A 14,557-nucleotide genomic window follows, 5' to 3' on the forward strand; every position below is an offset into this window, starting at 1 on the left:
GGCTTCCTTTCCTGCGGTGTTAGTGTGAGAACCAACATTTTGCAGGAGGAAGCCTCTTTTCATGAATACCTATCCCAGCAAATCAAGGGCGCATTACGTGGATCGCACCCATTCACACTTGTCGCAATTCCAGAAGACAAAAGACGGTTTCAACGGTCACGGAACACTGCCCGTAAAACTGGAAGTGCTTGGCAAACGGGTAACAGCTAACATCGAATGGGGCGACGGATTCAAAAACATCAACATTGTTGGTGAGGCTTCAAACCCCGCTGAAGTCGCGGCGATGCAGGCTGACGCAGAAGCTGGTCGTTTTGGTGAATTGAATCTGACGATCAATTACGGATACATCAAGAACCGTTTTCAGACTGGCTTGCTTCGCTGCGCCTACTTGTCCTTGTACAAGTGTTTCGGCTACGAATACGCTTGCACGGAAATCGTTCAGGTACTGCGACGCCGCATCTGCGACATGAACCGAGAAACCCCTCGTTTGGGATCGCTCATTGGCGAACTGCGAAACGGCGCAGTCCCCTACACGGACCCGTACTTCATCGTTCCGGGAAACGTTAATGGTGTGCAATTCTTTATGGTCGCAATTCGGCTCAAAAAACAAACTGAATCGTATCACTTCGTTTATATGCCGGCTCCCTCTGATCGAAGCGATGAATTCTTCGAGATGATGGAACGATGCTCACGCGACAACGATGGTGTTACACTGACAATCCCGCACGAATTGGTGTTCACCTAGACCGTTAGTGGTCCGCGGCGGCTAACATGGTTTTCACGCTAGGCCTTCGGCACACCGCTGTCGTTTGTTCATGCCTCCCTCTGGTGATAGAATCGTCTGTAGTTCAGGCATCGTTCGCTTCGTTCAGGGCGGTGTCGTAAAAACCTTCCGTTATGTGACCGAGGTGCTCGTTGGATCGTAAACGCGTAATCTACGTTGACGTCGATGACACGTTGATTCGCACTGTTGGCACCACGCAGATTCCCATGCCCGCCAGCGCGGACTTCGTGCGCCGGATGCACGCCGACGGTCACACGCTCTACTGTTGGTCTCGCGGCGGCGGCGACTACTCGCGCGATGTTGCTACGTCGCTTGGTATCGCTGACTGCTTTGCCGGGTTCCTGCCCAAACCTGACATCTGCCTCGACGATCGTGGTGACGAACTCCTTGACTATTGTGACGTGATTCTGCCCGGCAACGCGTCAAACCACTGACCGCAACCAATGCTCGACCCATGCTCGCGGTGACATAACATGGTTTTTACGCTAGGCCGCTCTCCGTTGGAGAATCTTCCGGCCATGAACGTCGTCCGCTTCGGTGACACTTTTCTCCGATGGAGACAGCGGCACACCCTCGCTCGTGGTTCAAGCGGCGAACCGTTGGTACAATGTTCCTTGATTCGACATCTTTCGGTTCCGCAGGGACGGGTGTCGTAAAAACCTTCCGTTGTCGGACCTAAACCAATTGAGCACGCAGCCGTCATTCACGCTTGCCGAAGACCACTGTTTCGGCGGTCATTACACTTGGCAGCTGCAATCCGGCCAACTGCGGTTCACCGGTGACGACGCGTTCCGCCACTTCGACACGTTTCGCAACACGCACTTGACCTGCATCGACGTTAACGACTTGCAATTGGACGCATTTCGCAACGCGCTCGATTTTCTGGACGTTTGGCGCTGGCGGCCTGATTACACACCGATGGACCTTGGATACGACATCGACGATGGTGTCTTGTGGAAATTCACCGCGTCATTCGGTGACAACGAATGCTCCGCTGCTGGGTCCAATGCGTTTCCCTCGTTCGCCGACCCGCTAATCACTGTCGCGTCTCACGGTGCCGGTCGGTACGGGATGCTGCTCGCAACGTTCTGCGGCACTTTTCGCGTTCGCCTTCCCGGGGCCAACTGCTAGATCGACGCGACGGTCCGACAACATGGTTTTTACGCTAGGCCTTCGGCACACCTTCCCTGTTTGGCGACGCGGTCTGGCATTGGTACAATTCTAGTAGTTCAGACTCGCTCGCTTCGTTTTAGGGCGGTGACGTAAAAACCTCCCGTTGTCCGCCCCTAGTCGGTTGCATCCGATGCCAAACTGGCTGCCACGCCGAATTCGTTTGCGAACTTTGTTCGTCTTGGTCGCAATTGCTGCCGTTCTGATGGCATACGCCGGACGCTACGTTCAACTACGACAACGCTCTTACGCCGAGAGCGTCGAGCATGGCATGGTCGGGATACTCTACACGCCTTCCGCCGACGTATTCCGGACTCAAGACTTGTCGCTACACTATCGGCGTTGCGTGATCTTCGCGCCCGCCAACTGGGTTGACCAAACATTCTTTGGCGGTGATGGCCCGATACGTTGCATCATGTTTTCGCTCGAATAGCGATTTGCGCAGTTCAGCCGGGGCGGACAACATGGTTTTTACGCTAGGCCTTCGGCACACCTTCATTGGTTGGTCACGCGGGCTGGCCTTGGTACAATCTCTCTTAGTTCAGGCATCGTTCGCTTCGTTCAGGGCGGTGTCGTAAAAACCTTCCGTTGGCCGACCCAGAAATCACTAATGTCCGTGACAATCTCGATTGCGCCGACCAGCGAGCACACGTGGATCATCCGCAATGCCGTGTACCGATGGCTGGTCGCGCGTGTCGCCGACGTGCATGCTGACCAACCGGACGTCGTCGAACAACTGACGATCAGCGGCTACAACGGCGGAATCTCACTCGACCGCCATCTGCAGGAGTCACCTGAGCTCGCCCGTCGCATCGCGGATGCGCTTCGTTCCACTATCGACCACATTCGCACACATGCTGTTCCGCTAACCGATGATTCCGGTGCACCGTGGCCTGAGCTGCAACCGCAGGTTTACACCGCTCTCGATGACTTGCGGTTGCTGCTTGACCGTTTTCCGGTGGTGACTGATCCGTAGCGCAGGGTCGCACAACATGGTTTTTACGCTAGTCGCGGCTGTCGTCGTTGAAGCGTTTTTTGGTGGGCAAACATCAATCGCTTCGGTCTCGTTCCTTCTGGTGCAAGCCCGCGAACGCCTACGATCTTTGGCAACGTGAGTTCTGTTGGTACAATGTTTGGCGTGCGATGTTTTCCGCTTCGATCAGAACCGGCATCGTAAAAACCTCCCGTTGGGCGGCACCGCTCGAAAGGCAATCCGCTATGTCACTTCAAGAGCTCGAAAACACGATCGAGAAACTACCCCCAGATGAACTCGCGAAATTTCGCGAGTGGTTTCTGAATTTTGATTCCGCGCAGTTTGACAAACGCATCGAAACTGACGCACACGACGGGCGTTTGGATTCGCTTGCTGACGCAGCGCTACGTGATCACGCCGCTGGCAAATCGACGCCGCTATGAATCATTCAGCAAGCCCGGCATTCTGGGATTGCTACAAACAACTCCCGGATGCGATCCGAACGCTGGCCGACAAGAACTTTACACTCCTCAAGGCTGACCCGAATCATCCGTCCCTTCACTTCAAGAAGGTCGGCCGTTACCGATCTGCTCGCGTTGGGCGAGATTTCCGTGCACTCGCTGTCGAGACTGACGACGGTCTTCTTTGGTTTTGGATCGGCAATCATGCAGAGTATGATCGCTTGATTGGCACGTAGGTGCCGCCCAACATGGTTTTTGCGCTAGGCCTTCGGCATACCTTCCATGTTTGGCCACGCGGGCTGGCATTGGTACAATTATTGGTGATTCAAACTCCACCGCTTCGTTTCGGGCGGTGTCGTAAAAACCTTCCGTTGGGCGACCTACTGAATGAGCACTTCTCTTTCGTACGAAACTAATTCTGCGGTTGCTTCCGACATTCGCGCTGCAATTCTGGCTCACATCGAATCCGCTTCCGCCGGCTACGACTGGTGGTGCGAACCTATTCACTTCTACGACGATCCCGACGCACCAGATCGCCTCACCGGTAATACCAAGCTCTTCCTGTTGCACGACGATCCCGCCATCGAGAGCTTCATGGCCCATGCGGACGCCACGAAAATCCTCGATGTTCTTTCGTCGGCGTCACGTGAGTTTGGCGTCAACTGGAACCTGACGCTTGAGGGCGCGGCGGTCGGGACTGTAAACGACGGCCAACCAGATACCGATGCCGTTGAATCGCTTGCGTCACTGCTCGAAATTTGCGAGATAATGGGCATAGATCATTCCGAACTAGACCGTGCCACAATCCTTGCGGACAATCCTGACCGTTAGAGACCGGTCGCGCAACATGGTTTTTACGCTAGGCCTTCGGCACACCTTCCTTGGTTGGTCACGCGGGCTGGCCTTGGTACAATCTCTCGTAGTTCAGACATCGTTCGCTTCGTTTAGGGCGGTTTCGTAAAAACCTTCCCGTTGGGTGTCCCTAGATGAATGTGGTGGTGACCGTTGGTGACGTGCTCGACGCTGCTGCTGACGTCCTGATTTCCACCGCCAACCCTTGGCTCAACATGTCCGGCGGCGTCAATGGCGCGATCCGCGAACGTGCCCCAGACATCCAATCCGAACTACACGCTCACCTTGAATCCATTGGCGAATCGGCCGTTCCCGCTGGCACGGTCGTTCGGACTTCCGCCGGTTCGCTTCCATTTTCGCACATCATTCATGCTGTCGCGATCGACCCGTTTTATGATTCCTCGCACCAAATTGTCGCTGCCACACTCACCACCGCATTCCAACTTGCGGTTTCACTCGAAGCAAAAACCATCGCGATGCCAACGCTTGCGACTGGTTACGGCCCAATGACAATTGACGCATTCGCACGTGCATTCGCGCACTCGGTTATTGGCCGATTCCCGATTGAATCCATTACGATTGTGGTGCGATCTGTCGAGAATGCTGGGACAATCAACTCTGTACTTGCAGCCGAAGCGTAGGTCGCCGGTTCACTTAACATGGTTTTACGCTAGGCCTTCGGCACACCTTCGTTTGTTTGGCAACGGGCGCTGGCCTTGGTACAATTTGTCGTCGTTCAGGCATCGCTCGCTTCGGTCACCACCGGCGTCGGCAAACCCTTCCGTTAGCCGACCCAGATCTATCGAATGGAAGACTCTCTATCGCCAATCCCCAATGCTATCGACGTTCGCGAGTCCCTGCCGCGCCCCAAATGGGAAGTAATCGCTTCGTGGGTCGAGCCCAATGTCGACTCAATTTCACTTGACGATTCCTGGACACAAATTGCTCGTGACTGGCTCGCTCGACTCACTCAATCGCTACCCAGGGGTTACACCGTTCTTGAATCGCCTGAATTCCTGCTGCTCGCTTCGGACGAATCGCTCGGCACGAGATTGCTTCGTTATTCCGAGCGAGCCCGACGAACCATTCTTAAGACGCTCGATGGCGTAGCGAGCGATGAGGGGTGCGGGAAACACGTTGTCTTGCTTTTCGGTGATGTCGACAGCTATTACGACTACGTAACTGACTTCTACCCCGACGAGGGCGAGTTCGCTTTGTCTGGCGGTATGTTTCTCGACGTTGGGTACGGCCACTTCGCGGTCTGCCCTGCTTATGGCGATGACTATGAACGAGTGATTGCTCACGAATTAAATCACGCCCTGTTGCGCCATTTGCCTTTACCTTTGTGGCTCAACGAAGGTGTGACTCAGGTCATGGAGGATGTCGTGCAGGACTCATCGTATTTCATGGTGGATCACGAAGTACGCCGTCGCCATCGTGCATACTGGAATGCCGAAACTATCGACATGTTCTGGTCGGGTGATTCATTTTTCTCTCCTGACGACGGGCAAGAACTCAGCTACCATCTGGCTCAGGTGCTGTTTCGTAATTTAATGTCTGACTACCCCAAGGTTGTAAACGAAATTCTCAACAATGCCACATTTGTTGATGCTGGAAATGCGGCATTCGTTGCCTCGTGCAAAATCCCTCTTGCCGATCGGGTTGCTCAATTTCTGGGTAATGGCCCTTGGGCACCTCGCGACAATTACGTCGTCCCCGATGCGTAGGGTCGCCTAACAAGGTTTTTTGCGTTAGGCCTTCGGCACACCTTCCTCAGTTGGTCACGCAGGCTGGGCAGTCACTCTGTGGTGAGTGGCATTGATTTAACCACGAATGACGCAAATGACACGAATTTAGACAAGACTGGCTATTCGTGTCGTTCGTGTGATTTGTGGTTCAACCGTCTCGCTGGTTGCGTGGCCAGTTCGGCGGTCTCTGACACGGACCGGCCGTCGCTACTTCGACAGGCGGGCCGGCATTCGCTCTGTGGTGAGTGACATTGATTTGACCACGAATGACGCGAATGACACGAATTTAGACAAGACTGGCTATTCGTGTGATTCGTGGTTCAACCGTCTCGCTGGTTGCGTGGCCAGTTCGGCGGTCTCTTACGCGGACCGCCCGTCGCTACTTCGACAGGCGGGTGGGCAGTCGCTCTGTGGTGAGTGGCATTGATTTGACCACGAATGACGCGAATGACACGAATTTAGACAAGACTGGCTATTCGTGTGATTCGTGGTTCAACCGTCTCGCTGGTTGCGTGGCCAGTTCGGCGGTCTCTTACGCGGACCGGCCGTTGTTACTTCGACAGGCGGGCCAGCAGTCGCTCTGTGGTGAGTGGCATTGATTTGACCACGAATGACGCGAATGACACGAATTTAGACAAGACTGGCTATTCGTGTGATTCGTGTGATTCGTGGTTCAACCGTCTCGCTGGTTGGCTGGCCAGTTCGGCGGTCTCTCACACGGACCGGCCGTCGCTACTTCGACAGGCGGGTGGGCAGTCGCTCTGTGGTGAGTGGCATTGATTTGACCACGAATGACGCGAATGACACGAAATTAGACAAGACTGGCTATTCGTGTGATTCGTGGTTCAACCGTCTCGCTGGTTGCGTGGCCAGTTCGGCGGTCTCTTACGCGGACCGGCCGTTGCTACTTCGACAGGCGGGCCAGCAGTCGCTCTGTGGTGAGTGGCATTGATTTGACCACGAATGACGTGAATGACACGAATTTAGACAAGACTGGCTATTCGTGTGATTCGTGGTTTCAACCGTCTCGCTGGTTGCGTGGCCAGTTCGGCGGTCTCTTACACGGACCGTACGTCGCACTTTGATGGGCGTCGCACCAGGATTTTTGTGCTAGTTGGTCTGCGATGACGGCGCTTGTTTTGCGGAGCGGTCACTGGCTGCTAAACTGTCGGGCGACTTAGACTCCATCGCTTCGTTCGCAGCGGCCACGGAAGCAATTTCCGCAATGCGGACCATGCGAGTTGACGCACTCGATTGGCCTCCGATATTCGACCTGCAATATGCTTCCACTTGACCGGAAATGCGACCAAACCCGTATGAACCGACCTGTTTATAGAAAAGAACAAATCATGAAACTCATGCATCAATTCCAACTGATTGCGATTTTGGCGGTAGTGATGTTGGTGCCAGGTCATTCAAATGCCTGGTCGGCTGACTATACCATTGAGTCGCCCGACGGAAATCATGCTATCCGTTTCAAGCTGTCCAACGGAATGATGTACTACGACGTATCGTACCGGGACTGCACCATTCTCTCCGATTCACGACTGTCGCTGACCCTTGACGGTGATGACTTCAGTGAGAACTTTCAAGTCGACGGCACAAGCACCCACGCAACGAACGACAGTTGGATTCCCGTTGTCGGTTCAAAAAGTTCCTATCCGGATTCATACAATGAGCGAATTATCAATCTCAGCAAGGCTACCGGAGACAAGAGACGACTGACGCTGACCTTTCGAGCCTACAATGAAGGTGTGGCCTTTCGTTATACAATCCCTGAACAGGCAAAGCTGAGCAATCTCACTATCTTATCTGAAAACAGCGAGTTTCAGTTCACCGCTGATCACGATGTCTATTGGGATGACTATCCCCAATCAAAGTATTCAAAGGTCAAGCTTTCAGCGATGGGAGACAACTCCATGCGTCCCTTGCTTGTGGAGGCGGGTTCATACTTTGCAGCGATCGCAGAGGCTGGCAGTCTCGAGAACTACGCTCCGATGCAGTTAAGTCGTAACGGCACAAACCGCCTGGTGACATCATTCCGAAGTGGGACAGTTTCGGCAGTGACTCCGGTATCCACCCCATGGAGAGCAATCATGGTTTCCGAGAAGCCTGGTACGCTGGTCGAAAACCACTATCTACTTCAGAATCTTTCGCCGCCCAATGCAATCGGCGATCGATCATGGATCAAGCCGGGCAAATGCTGGCGAAGCGGTCTAACCACCTCAGCAGCCAAAGCCATCATTGATTATGCCGCTGCCAATCATTATCAGTATGTGCATTATGATGCCGGCTGGTACGGACCAGAAAGAGATAGCAAGTCCAATCCAGTAACGTACATAAGCGAAATTGACCTCCCCGAAGTCATTCGGTATGCGGATGCTCGCGGGATCGGATTGATCTGCTACATCAATAAGATCGCGATGTCGCAATACGACTTGGACCACACGTTGAGTACCTATGAGAAATGGGGGATACGTGGTGTCAAGTTCGGATTCGTTGACTGGAAAACGCAGGAGGATATGGGATTCCTGTTCGACGCGATCAGGAAAGCAGCCAAATATCATCTGGTCGTCGATATTCATGACAACTTCCGTCTGACTGGAATTGAAAGAACGTATCCAAATGTATTGACAGTGGAAGGGATCTTAGGCAACGAGGAAAGTGCCACTCGAGGTAATCCTCCCAAGAATGTTTTGACGACTTCGTTTGCACGAATGATCGCAGGAGCGGGTGATTTTACGCCGTGCTATTTGAACGAGAGAGTGGTCAGCCGCTCGTTTCAGTTGGCGTTAGGCGTTGTTTTTTACAGCCCGTTGCAATATCTGCATTGGTATGACCAAGCAGACCGATATGCCGACAAGCCGTTCCCTGAATTGGAATTCTGGAAAGAGATGCCGACCACCTGGGACGATTCAAAAGTGGTTCATGGATCGATAGGCGACTATATGACCGTAGCAAGAAGGAAGGGAGACGATTGGTTCGTTGGCACCATTACCAATGAAGCCCAGAGTCTAGACATCCCAATGTCATTTCTTGGGCCAGGGAAATATAGGGCGAGAATCTATCGAGAAGATCCTTCGGATACGAAACATGTCGAAATTGAGACACGGGAGGTTTCCTCAGCGAGTACCATCACGGCATTCATGAGCAATGGTAGTGGGCATGCCATCTGGATTTCTCCGGAATCATCGCGATAGGCTGTATTGGTTACTTAGCCCCACGAGATAGGTAGGCGTGCAGATCGCGGATTTGTTGGTCAGTGAGTTCGCTGAGTAGATCTGAAGGCATCAACGAGGTCGGTAGTGCCTGGAAGGTTTCGATTTCGTCACGCGCGATCGTCGTGGTTCGATTGTCGGCATTCCGTATCGTCACGGTGGTCGGCGTTTGTTCGGCGATGATGCCATTGATTGCCCGGCCGTCCTCCGTCAGCACCACGTAGGATTGGTACCCTTCACGAATCTCCAGGTTGGGTAATACGATCGAATCGACCCAAAAACCGACCTTGCCCCGTTCGTATCCGTCCAGGGGTGGTCCGATCTCGCCGCCCTCTCCGAACAGTTGGTGGCACACACCACAGGCTTTCACAAAGATCGCCTTGCCTGCTTCGGCGTCGCCTGGTGTGGCGGCGAGCATCTCACGCAAGCGTTTCGTTTCGACGATTTGCTCTGGCGTCGCGATTGTTGAAATAGGACCAAACACCGCTTCAACCTGTTTCGCGATTTCGGGATCCTCGTAGGTGCGGAGTTGCTGAATCACATCGTAGGGAACGTGGTCAGGTTGGATTCGCCACTGCGTCAACTCTGTTAGCAACTGCAAGGCCCACGCCGGGCGTGAGGCGAGGGTCCGGCAAGCGGCCGCTCGCAGACCATGTTCTTCGGATATTCGACTGCCAAATGACGACAATAGCGTCGTGCCAATCGACGGTGTGTCGTACTGACGTAGCGATGCGATCGCGACACGCTGTAACGCCGGTTCGGACGTGCGGCTTCCTGTCGCCAGGGCGAGCAAACGACTCGCCGCGGGAGCGTGATGAATTTCGCCGAATACATTGGCGGCTTCGATCGCCAGCGGCAAATTCGATTGTGGATTGGCGAGCAGTGCGAGCGCGTCGTTAATCGCCTGGGAATCGCCTCGACGGAGGGACAAGATCAAATTGGATTCACCAATGGACGCCTTGTAGTCGGCCAAGGCTTTATCGAGCGATGCGGGCAAGGGAGGAATCGCACGTCCTTGAAACGCGAGGTCGATCCCTTGGATCAATTGCGATCGCGCGGCATCGTTGGGAGCCATCGCGATCAACTGCCCGCAGTGCTGAAGGTTCTCGTCGCCGCCGGCCGACGCATACCGTTGCACGAGACGCTGCAATACGGTTTGCTTGACCATCGTGGAATTCCACAATGTTTCGTCGGCGAACATGGTTTCGATCGCGGGCCAGGCATCCGCGTGGGCTTCAATCGCCCACCAATTCATCAGTGGCATGTGGAGGTCGTGGGCGTCGTCATCATGCCGCAGAAGCTCCGAAACAATGCTCAGCCCGACGGCGGGGGACAGACGTTTCGCGGTCGCGGCCAGTTGGCTACGAACTTGCACGTCCGGTTCCGTCGCCGCCATTGCCGTCAGACCGGTGTGATCTTCGTGACGATCTCCGAGCAACCGCACGACCCAGCGGCGAATATGGGCATCGGAGTGTGATATCCAGCGTGTGGCCAAGGCATGATCGAACTTTCCGATCGAGTTCAATGCCCAGAGCGCCTCGAGCGACGCTTGTTCTTCAACCAATTTGATCAGCGAATCCGCCACTGCCGGGTCGCCTCGCCACCCCAATTCGAGCGAGGCTCGCTGCCGCACCCATTTATTCTCATCGTCAAAGAGGTTCATCAGCGTTTGGTTGTCCGCGCCACTGAGGTCGCCGTGCAGATACGTTGCCGTCTTGTCTGCGGGAACGATGCGGAATACACGCCCGCTCTCTTTGTGCCAATCGTCAACCGGGCTAACATGGCTCAGCCGGCTATCATACCAATCGGCCATATAGACAGCACCGTCGGGGCCGACGCCAGCATAGACGGGACGAAACCAACGATCGGAAGTTTCGAGTAAGTTGGGCAGATCGACGGTTCGATAAGTCGATCCGTCAGGAATTCGCTGGCTATGCCATACGAGGTTATGCAACGAATTTGGTGCGATGATCGTACCGTCAAATTTCGCCGGCAGCAGCCCTCCTTCGTAGACACAGAATGCTTGGGGAAAGCGGCGTCCGTCCCCTTCGAATTTCATGGCGTGAAAATACCCGAAGGCATAGGGATTGGTCAGCGGGCCATGTTTGCCCCAGTTTTTCTCGCTGTAGCTGCCTTGCGGGAAATAGTAGCCACGCGTATTGCCCCCGTTGGTGCCGGTGAACACTCGGCCTTTTGAATCGATTTCGAGACTAAAGTTATTGCCGCCTCCCTCCGCATAGATTTCAAACACTTTGCTGTCGGGATGGTAGCGCCAAACGCACTGGCCTTGAAAACGAACGCCCTTACTAACCGCTGAACTGACGTCGCCGACCGTCGTGCTGCCGTTGCAACCGTACAGCCATCCGTCCGGTCCCCAGGTCATGCTGTTGGCAACTGAGTGAGTATCTTGCAAGCCGAATCCAGAGAGATGAACCTCGGGATCCGAATCGGGCATATCGTCTTGATCCGAATCGGGATAGAACAATAGGTACGGAGGGTTCAATACCCAGACCCCGCCGTGGCCGACTTGGACAGACGAGGCGATGTTCAATCCAGTGATGACATCTTTGTGGGTGTCATAGACGCCGTCGCCATTGGTGTCCTCAAACACCGTGATCTTGTCCGAACCCGGGGTGCCGTGCGGCGGTGGTTCGGGGACGCGGTCAAAGACGGCTCGCAAGTGTTGATCGTAACGGACGATCTTTAGTCCGGCGGGAAACTGGTACTGACGGTATTGGATCACCCACATCCGCCCGCGCGAGTCCCAGGAGACAAATAGCGGTTGGGATACATCCGGCTCGGCCGCCACCGCTTCGATTCCCAGCCCCTCGAGAACGTCGAACTGGGTGACCGCGATATCGACGGGCGTGGGCTGCGAGTCGTCTCGCATCACTCCTCGACCGGGGCGGTTCCGCATAATTTCCGCAACCTCGGCATTGCCCGCAACGGGATTATTCGAGAGCGTGGTGGAGTCGGAATCCTGGGCCACCGCCCCCGTACTCAAACTAGCCACTGCGGTCAGACTGGCCAGTCGGAATAGGAGTGTGAAGTAGGTGAGAAACTCGTTTGCACGAGCAGAAAACGTGCGTTGGGGTTGGGAAGCAAGCATCATCAGTCAAATGTGGGCAGAGAGAGGCAATCGAGGCCTCTCAATCTTAACCCGCCACGCCACGCGAAAGAGGTGTGACCTCCATTTTAGGGTTTATCCGCCGAGTCGATGGGGCAATGACATCAGCGAAGCTCGCCCCCTCCCAGAAACTCGATGTGCTGCGATTGCCGACTCTGGAGATGATTTGATCCACTATTGCTTGGACGGATTGACGTGTTTGAGGAATTTGAAGAGATCACTGCCGGTGGTCATGATCAGCGTGCTGTCGCCACCGAGCATCTCCTGGTAGGTCTCCATCGTTTTGATGAACTCATAAAACGCGACCGAGTCTTCACTTTGGTTGTAGGCGCTCGCATAAATTTCGCTCGCTTTCGCATCAGCTTCCCCTTGGACTTCTTGAACCCGTTTGTATGCTTCGGATTCAATCTTGAGCAAGTCTCGCTCTTTCCTACCGAGAATGACTGCGGCCTCGCCTTCGCCCTCGCTGCGGAACCGCTCCGCAATCTGCTGGCGTTCACTGATCATGCGATCATAGATCCGCTCCCGCACGCTCTCGTTGTAATTGATCCGCTTGAATCGTACGTCGAGCAACTCGATACCAAAATCGGATAATTTGTCGGCAGCCTCGCTGTAGATTTCTTCTTCGATCTTGGCTCGCCCTTTCGTGATTGGGTACAAAACGCCCACGTTTCCGGGGGCGTCGACCAGCACCGCATCGCGGTCGGGCTGGCGGTCCTTGGTTGTTCTGATGACTTCGATCAGCTCATGTTTGGCGATCGCATTGCGAGTTTCGCTGCCAAGAATGTCGTCGAGCCGTGACTGAGCGCTCATCTCGTCCCGCAATCGCAGAAAGAATTGTTTTGCGTCTCTGATCCGCCATCGTCCGAAGGTATCGACGACAATGTACGTCTTGTCTTTGGTTGGCATCTCGTTGGGGCGTCCGTCCCATTCGAGCATGCGTTTTTCAATCCGCGTCACATCTTGTATGAACGGCAGTTTGAAGTGCAGGCCAGCGTCGGTGATGGGGTCGCCAACGGGTTTTCCGAATTGCGTAATGATCACCTGTTCGGTTTCATCAACCGAGTACTTCGTAGCGAAAAACAGAACGAGCAACAGCAGCCCGATTCCGCTCACAATGGTCAGAGGCGTATTTTTCATGAGGGGTTCTTTGTAGATTCGGTGGACAATTGCAACAGCGGCAAAATTTGGCTGGCGCTTTCGTCAATGATGATTTTCTTGCCGAGGTTGGGAACGATCTGGCGCATCGTTTCGATGTAAATGCGTTGCTTGGTAACCTCGGGTGCTTTCAGGTATTCCGTCATCACGGCGTTGAAACGTGCTACGTCACCTTCGGCCTCATTGACGCGTTTGAGTGCGTAACCTTCGGCCGCCTGAATCTTTTGTTGTGCTTCGCCACTGGCTCGCGGGACGACTTTGTTGTACTCGCCGTTGGCAACATTGATTAGCTGCTCACGTTCCTGTTGGGCCTGGTTGACCTCGTTGAAAGAACGCTGAACCGGCAGAGGCGGGTTCACGTTTTTCAATTGCACCTGGTCAATGCTCAACCCCAACTCATACTTGTTGACGAGTTCCTGGAGCTGTGTGAGTGCGTCGGCTTCGATTTCTTGTCGTCCGACTGTGATGACTTCGTCCACGGTGCGATCGCCCACAACGGTACGCATGACCGATTCAGAGAGCGCACGCAGGGTGCTGTCGGGATTGCGGACTTTGAATAAGTAAAGTTCGGGCTCGCGAACCCGGTACTGAATGATCCATTCGACCGTTGCGGCGTTCAGGTCACCGGTCACCATGCCCCGTTCGAGCGTCTGCTCCGCCGAAAACTGGTTGGAGTTAGATGCGCTAGAAGTTCCGAAACCGAATTCTTGCTTCAGTTGGCGTTTCACAGGCACCATGGACACGCGTTCGATGCCGAAGGGCAGTTTGAATCGCAGGCCAGGTTCAGCGTTGCGGACGTATTTGCCGAACCGCTGAACGACGCCCTGGGATTCTGCTTGCACCGTGTAAACCCCCGTATAGAGAACGAGAGCTAGTAGAAACGCCGGAATCAGCCAGAACATCCGCATCTGGCTCCAGTCGATGTCACGCCAGTCAAAGTCGCGCCAGTCGTCAGGATCGAACTTCATGGGAGCTTTCGTTTATTGATGTGGGGAAATGGTCGCGAAATCCGCCAGCCGATCGCTTGCGACAGACTCGCGTAGTCATCTCGATTGCTGAGCTTTCG

The 14,557-nt window shown here is 54.5% G+C and carries 14 protein-coding genes; 11 read left to right on the forward strand and 3 right to left on the reverse strand.

Features of this window, described 5'->3' with window-relative positions; all coding sequences use genetic code 11:
* The first annotated feature begins 61 nt into the window (after nucleotides 1-61).
* The 11 genes from SH410x_RS13185 to SH410x_RS13235 all read left to right on the forward strand — a co-directional run bounded on the left by SH410x_RS13185 (nucleotide 62) and on the right by SH410x_RS13235 (nucleotide 9,188).
* On the forward strand, nucleotides 62-745 hold the full coding sequence (locus tag SH410x_RS13185; protein WP_473676933.1) for a hypothetical protein: 684 nt from the start codon (nucleotides 62-64) through the stop codon (nucleotides 743-745).
* A 170-nt stretch (nucleotides 746-915) separates the two neighbouring features.
* Nucleotides 916-1,218 carry a hydrolase gene (locus SH410x_RS13190; RefSeq protein WP_473676934.1) on the forward strand — a complete coding sequence of 101 codons (303 nt, stop codon included), beginning with the start codon at nucleotides 916-918 and terminating at the stop codon, nucleotides 1,216-1,218.
* 232 nt (nucleotides 1,219-1,450) lie between these two features.
* The gene (locus tag SH410x_RS13195) at nucleotides 1,451-1,915 is read left to right on the forward strand and encodes a hypothetical protein (RefSeq protein WP_473676935.1); all 465 of its coding nucleotides are present in this window, start codon (nucleotides 1,451-1,453) and stop codon (nucleotides 1,913-1,915) included.
* A gap of 172 nt (nucleotides 1,916-2,087) precedes the next feature.
* Nucleotides 2,088-2,387, forward strand: a complete 300-nt coding sequence (locus tag SH410x_RS13200) for a hypothetical protein (protein WP_473671958.1) — start codon at nucleotides 2,088-2,090, stop codon at nucleotides 2,385-2,387.
* 177 nt (nucleotides 2,388-2,564) lie between these two features.
* Complete coding sequence (locus tag SH410x_RS13205; protein WP_473676936.1) at nucleotides 2,565-2,930, forward strand: hypothetical protein; 366 nt, start codon at nucleotides 2,565-2,567, stop codon at nucleotides 2,928-2,930.
* Between the two features lie 242 nt (nucleotides 2,931-3,172).
* Nucleotides 3,173-3,370, forward strand: a complete 198-nt coding sequence (locus SH410x_RS13210) for a hypothetical protein (RefSeq protein ID WP_473676937.1) — start codon at nucleotides 3,173-3,175, stop codon at nucleotides 3,368-3,370.
* Nucleotides 3,367-3,624, forward strand: coding sequence for a hypothetical protein (locus SH410x_RS13215; protein ID WP_473676938.1), 258 nt, complete (start codon nucleotides 3,367-3,369; stop codon nucleotides 3,622-3,624). Before SH410x_RS13210 ends, SH410x_RS13215 begins: the two co-directional genes overlap by 4 nt.
* 151 nt (nucleotides 3,625-3,775) lie before the next feature.
* A complete protein-coding gene (locus tag SH410x_RS13220; protein WP_473676939.1) occupies nucleotides 3,776-4,219 on the forward strand; it encodes a hypothetical protein in 444 nt (147 codons plus the stop codon).
* A 167-nt stretch (nucleotides 4,220-4,386) separates the two neighbouring features.
* Nucleotides 4,387-4,881 carry a macro domain-containing protein gene (locus SH410x_RS13225; protein WP_473676940.1) on the forward strand — a complete coding sequence of 165 codons (495 nt, stop codon included), beginning with the start codon at nucleotides 4,387-4,389 and terminating at the stop codon, nucleotides 4,879-4,881.
* 165 nt (nucleotides 4,882-5,046) lie between these two features.
* Nucleotides 5,047-5,967, forward strand: a complete 921-nt coding sequence (locus tag SH410x_RS13230) for a hypothetical protein (RefSeq protein ID WP_473676941.1) — start codon at nucleotides 5,047-5,049, stop codon at nucleotides 5,965-5,967.
* Between the two features lie 1,370 nt (nucleotides 5,968-7,337).
* Nucleotides 7,338-9,188 (forward strand): glycoside hydrolase family 97 protein, encoded by a 1,851-nt coding sequence (locus tag SH410x_RS13235; protein WP_473676942.1) that lies wholly within the window; start codon nucleotides 7,338-7,340, stop codon nucleotides 9,186-9,188.
* Between the two features lie 10 nt (nucleotides 9,189-9,198).
* Here SH410x_RS13235 and SH410x_RS13240 read toward each other — a convergent pair whose 3' ends face one another.
* The 3 genes from SH410x_RS13240 to hflK all read right to left on the reverse strand — a co-directional run bounded on the left by SH410x_RS13240 (nucleotide 9,199) and on the right by hflK (nucleotide 14,459).
* The gene (locus tag SH410x_RS13240) at nucleotides 9,199-12,318 is read right to left on the reverse strand and encodes a DUF7133 domain-containing protein (RefSeq protein ID WP_473676943.1); all 3,120 of its coding nucleotides are present in this window, start codon (nucleotides 12,316-12,318) and stop codon (nucleotides 9,199-9,201) included.
* 189 nt (nucleotides 12,319-12,507) lie between these two features.
* Nucleotides 12,508-13,473 carry a protease modulator HflC gene (hflC, locus tag SH410x_RS13245; RefSeq protein WP_473676944.1) on the reverse strand — a complete coding sequence of 322 codons (966 nt, stop codon included), beginning with the start codon at nucleotides 13,471-13,473 and terminating at the stop codon, nucleotides 12,508-12,510.
* Nucleotides 13,470-14,459 carry an FtsH protease activity modulator HflK gene (gene hflK, locus SH410x_RS13250; protein ID WP_473676945.1) on the reverse strand — a complete coding sequence of 330 codons (990 nt, stop codon included), beginning with the start codon at nucleotides 14,457-14,459 and terminating at the stop codon, nucleotides 13,470-13,472. Before hflK ends, hflC begins: the two co-directional genes overlap by 4 nt.
* Nucleotides 14,460-14,557: the final 98 nt, after the last annotated feature.

Source organism: Rhodopirellula sp. SH410, assembly GCF_055811895.1.

Excerpts from the sequence above, each read along its gene's own strand:
- SH410x_RS13230 (WP_473676941.1), top strand. The coding sequence starts at position 5,047 with ATGGAAGACTCTCTATCGCCAATCCCCAATGCTATCGACGTTCGCGAG.
- SH410x_RS13210 (WP_473676937.1), top strand. The coding sequence starts at position 3,173 with ATGTCACTTCAAGAGCTCGAAAACACGATCGAGAAACTACCCCCAGAT.
- hflK (WP_473676945.1), bottom strand. The coding sequence starts at position 14,459 with ATGAAGTTCGATCCTGACGACTGGCGCGACTTTGACTGGCGTGACATC.
- hflC (WP_473676944.1), bottom strand. The coding sequence starts at position 13,473 with ATGAAAAATACGCCTCTGACCATTGTGAGCGGAATCGGGCTGCTGTTG.
- SH410x_RS13240 (WP_473676943.1), bottom strand. The coding sequence starts at position 12,318 with ATGATGCTTGCTTCCCAACCCCAACGCACGTTTTCTGCTCGTGCAAAC.
- SH410x_RS13185 (WP_473676933.1), top strand. The coding sequence starts at position 62 with ATGAATACCTATCCCAGCAAATCAAGGGCGCATTACGTGGATCGCACC.
- SH410x_RS13215 (WP_473676938.1), top strand. The coding sequence starts at position 3,367 with ATGAATCATTCAGCAAGCCCGGCATTCTGGGATTGCTACAAACAACTC.
- SH410x_RS13235 (WP_473676942.1), top strand. The coding sequence starts at position 7,338 with ATGAAACTCATGCATCAATTCCAACTGATTGCGATTTTGGCGGTAGTG.
- SH410x_RS13200 (WP_473671958.1), top strand. The coding sequence starts at position 2,088 with ATGCCAAACTGGCTGCCACGCCGAATTCGTTTGCGAACTTTGTTCGTC.
- SH410x_RS13205 (WP_473676936.1), top strand. The coding sequence starts at position 2,565 with ATGTCCGTGACAATCTCGATTGCGCCGACCAGCGAGCACACGTGGATC.
- SH410x_RS13220 (WP_473676939.1), top strand. The coding sequence starts at position 3,776 with ATGAGCACTTCTCTTTCGTACGAAACTAATTCTGCGGTTGCTTCCGAC.